The organism is Rhodoferax sp. (genome assembly GCF_028715765.1).
Classification (GTDB): Bacteria; Pseudomonadota; Gammaproteobacteria; order Burkholderiales; family Burkholderiaceae_C; genus Rhodoferax.
The window spans coordinates 1-3,167 of sequence record NZ_JAQURE010000100.1; the positions used below are offsets into that span (position 1 = coordinate 1).

4 protein-coding genes are annotated in these 3,167 nt (G+C 58.6%); all 4 read left to right on the forward strand.

Annotated elements, in window-relative coordinates:
* Nucleotides 1-197 precede the first annotated feature (197 nt).
* A complete protein-coding gene (locus PHT20_RS16470) occupies nt 198-614 on the forward strand; it encodes a DUF2069 domain-containing protein (protein ID WP_300083833.1) in 417 nt (138 codons plus the stop codon).
* 2 nt (nt 615-616) lie between these two features.
* Complete coding sequence (locus PHT20_RS16475; RefSeq protein ID WP_301021384.1) at nt 617-2,050, forward strand: FAD-binding oxidoreductase; 1,434 nt, start codon at nt 617-619, stop codon at nt 2,048-2,050.
* Between the two features lie 96 nt (nt 2,051-2,146).
* Nucleotides 2,147-2,623 (forward strand): CZB domain-containing protein, encoded by a 477-nt coding sequence (locus tag PHT20_RS16480; protein ID WP_301021385.1) that lies wholly within the window; start codon nt 2,147-2,149, stop codon nt 2,621-2,623.
* Nucleotides 2,624-2,779: 156 nt separating this feature from the next.
* A partial coding sequence (gene thyA, locus PHT20_RS16485) for a thymidylate synthase (protein WP_301021386.1) occupies nt 2,780-3,167 on the forward strand: 388 nt, incomplete at its 3' end.

The following is a 3,167-nucleotide window of genomic DNA, read 5'->3' on the forward strand; positions in this document are numbered from 1 at the left end:
ATGGTGGTGGTGAAGGTCAAGCTGCTGGCCGTCAGCCCCAGACGGTCTTCACGAAAACGTTCGCGCAAGGTGTGTGCTGTGTTGCGCCAGGGAAAGTGGCGAAATTCGCGGTAAACATCACGGTAAAGAGCAGCCAGCCGCTGCCAACCACGGGTTGAAATAGGGGTCAATGTCATGACCGCTATGATGCCACCCCGATGACATCCACCTCAAACGCTTCAAATTCTTCTATGCCGCAGCACGTGGCCTACACCCGCATGCTGGCCGTGGGCAGCCTGCTGGGGCTGATTGTTTTAGGCCTGGCCTGGGAGCTGTTGCTGGCACCGCTGCGCCCTGGGGGCTCCTGGCTGGCCTTGAAAGTGCTGCCACTGTGCGTGCCACTGGCGGGCTTGTTAAAAAACCGCATGTACACCTACCGCTGGGTCAGTTTGCTGGTCTGGCTGTATTTCACCGAAGGCGCCGTGCGTGCCTACAGCGACCGTGCCCCCGGCAACGCGCTGGCCTTGCTTGAGGTGGTGCTGTGCCTGCTGCTTTTCACAGCTTGTGCCCTGCATGTGCGCCTGCGTTTGAAGGCCTTGCCCGCGGCCACCCCCAACGATTTCGCCCACCACTGACCATGCAAGCCCTGCTTCAACAACTTGAAACCCTGGTGGGTGCAGCGCATGTGCTCACCCAAGGCGACTTAAGCGCATGGACGCAAGACTGGCGCCAACGCACACATGGCCGAGCCTTGGCGGTGGTGCGCCCAGCCAACACCCAAGAAGTGGCGCAAGTGGTGAAAACCTGCGCGGACTACCTTGGCGCACATCCAAACTGCGGCTTAAGCATCGTGCCCCAAGGCGGCAACACCGGACTGGTGGTGGGCTCTACGCCAGATGAAACTGGCTTGCAAATTGTGCTGAGCCTGCAGCGCATGAACACCGTGCGCCAGCTGGATGCGGCCAACCTGACGCTCACCGCAGAAGCGGGTTGCATTTTGCAAAATGTGCAAGACGCGGCGCGCCAAGCTGGGTTTTGGTTTCCGCTGAGTTTGGCGGCCGAAGGCTCTTGCACCGTAGGTGGCAACCTGGGCACCAATGCCGGCGGCACGCAGGTACTGCGCTTTGGCAATGCCCGTGACCTGTGTCTGGGGTTGGAGGTGGTCACGCCACAGGGCGAGGTCTGGCAGGGCTTGAGCGGCTTGCGCAAAGACAACACCGGCTACGACCTGAAACACCTCTACATCGGTGCCGAGGGCACACTGGGCATCATCACCGCCGCCACCCTCAAGCTCTACCCGCTGCCCAAAGCCCAGCTCACGGCCTGGGCGGCAGTACCGTCAGTGCAGGCAGCAGTCGAACTTTTGGGCTTGGCCCACCAGCACTTAAGCGCCAGCCTGACCGGTTTTGAGCTGATGGGGCAGTTTGCCTTGCAGCTGGTGAGTCGACATTTTTCGGCCTTGCGCGTGCCGCTATACCAGCACACGCCGTTTTGTGTGCTGCTCGAAGCCGCCGATGCGGAATCTGAAGCCCATGCCAGGACCCAGCTTGAGGGGCTGCTGGAAGCCGCCCTGCACACGGCGTGCGTGACCGATGCGGTGGTGGCAGAGAGTTTGAGCCAAGCGCAAACCCTGTGGCAAATTCGCGAGCACATCCCGCTGGCACAAGCCGCTGAAGGGCTCAACATCAAACACGACATTTCAGTGCCCATTTCACACATGGCTGCCTTTGTGGCCGGCACCGACGCGGCTCTGGTGCAAGCCTTGCCCGGTGTGCGGCTGGTGAATTTTGGCCATTTGGGCGACGGCAACCTGCATTACAACGTGCAAGCCCCCGAAGGCGTAGACCCGGCGGTATTTTTAAAAGACCATGAGCCACGCGTCAACAGCCTGGTTTTTGACGCAGTGCAGGCGTATGGCGGCTCGATTTCTGCCGAGCACGGCATTTGCAGCTTGAAAATGGAGCACCTGGCGCATTACAAATCACCGGTGGCGCTGGCTGCCATGCGCGCCATCAAGCAGGCGCTTGACCCACAAAACCTGATGAACCCGGGTCGGGTACTGCGTCGTTGAAACAAATATTTCACATGACTGTGAGATATTTGACAAAATAGGCCTGACATTTGCATGTCATGCCTGTTTCAACATTCAGACAAAAGGGATTCAATCATGGGGTTTTTCAGTCGTTTCTTTGGTTCCACCAACAGCAGCAAAAAAGCAGAAGCCAGTGCAGCTGCACCCGCCAGCGAATTGGGGCTGGACGCCAAATCGGCTGCAGCCATCTTGGCCGAGATCGACATAGACACCGCCATTGCCGCCCACGAAAACTGGAAATTGCGGCTGCAAAACTACCTTAACGGTCAATCCAGCGAAGAGCTCAAGCCCGAAATCATCTGCCTGGATGACCGCTGCGATTTGGGCAAGTGGCTGCATGGCACCGGCGCCCAACGCTTGGGTAAATACCCCTCGTTTTCAGTGCTGGTGGCGCGGCACAAATATTTTCACGTGCAGGCCTCCAATGTGGTGGCTCTGGCTCAAAACAATGAGCAAGCCAAAGCCATGCAAACCTTGAACAGTGGCTACAGCCATGCCTCCAACCAGGTGGTGCTGCTACTGAAAGACCTCAAACGCGGGCTGGGACGCTGACGCCGACCAGCCGTTTCAGAGGCACTTCAACGTGCTCAGAAATAGAGGTGGCGCATATACTTTGCGCATGATTCACACCCTTTTACAACGCGTGCGCCCAGTCTTGGTTGGGGGCGTTTGATCTTGGCAACCACCTCATCGCAATACGAAACCTTTTTGCGCCACGTGCAAACCACGGGCGTGTTCAAGCCTGACCGCACCGGCACCGGCACCACCAGCGTCTTTGGTTACCAAATGCGCTTTGACTTGACTCAGGGGTTTCCGCTGGTCACCACCAAAAAGGTGTTCCTGAAAGCCATCATCGTCGAATTGCTGTGGTTTTTGCGTGGCGACAGCAATGTGAAATGGTTGCAAGAGCGCGGCTGCACCATTTGGGACGAATGGGCGCGCGCTGATGGCAGCCTGGGGCCGGTGTATGGTGTGCAATGGCGCAGCTGGCCCACGCCTGATGGCGGTCACATCGACCAGATTCAACAGGTGATCGACACCCTCAAAACCAACCCGGACAGCCGCCGCATCATCGTGAGCAGCTGGAACGTGGCCG

Coding starts and splice junctions, on each gene's coding strand:
- PHT20_RS16470 (WP_300083833.1), top strand. CDS start 198: ATGACATCCACCTCAAACGCTTCAAATTCTTCTATGCCGCAGCACGTG.
- PHT20_RS16475 (WP_301021384.1), top strand. CDS start 617: ATGCAAGCCCTGCTTCAACAACTTGAAACCCTGGTGGGTGCAGCGCAT.
- PHT20_RS16480 (WP_301021385.1), top strand. CDS start 2,147: ATGGGGTTTTTCAGTCGTTTCTTTGGTTCCACCAACAGCAGCAAAAAA.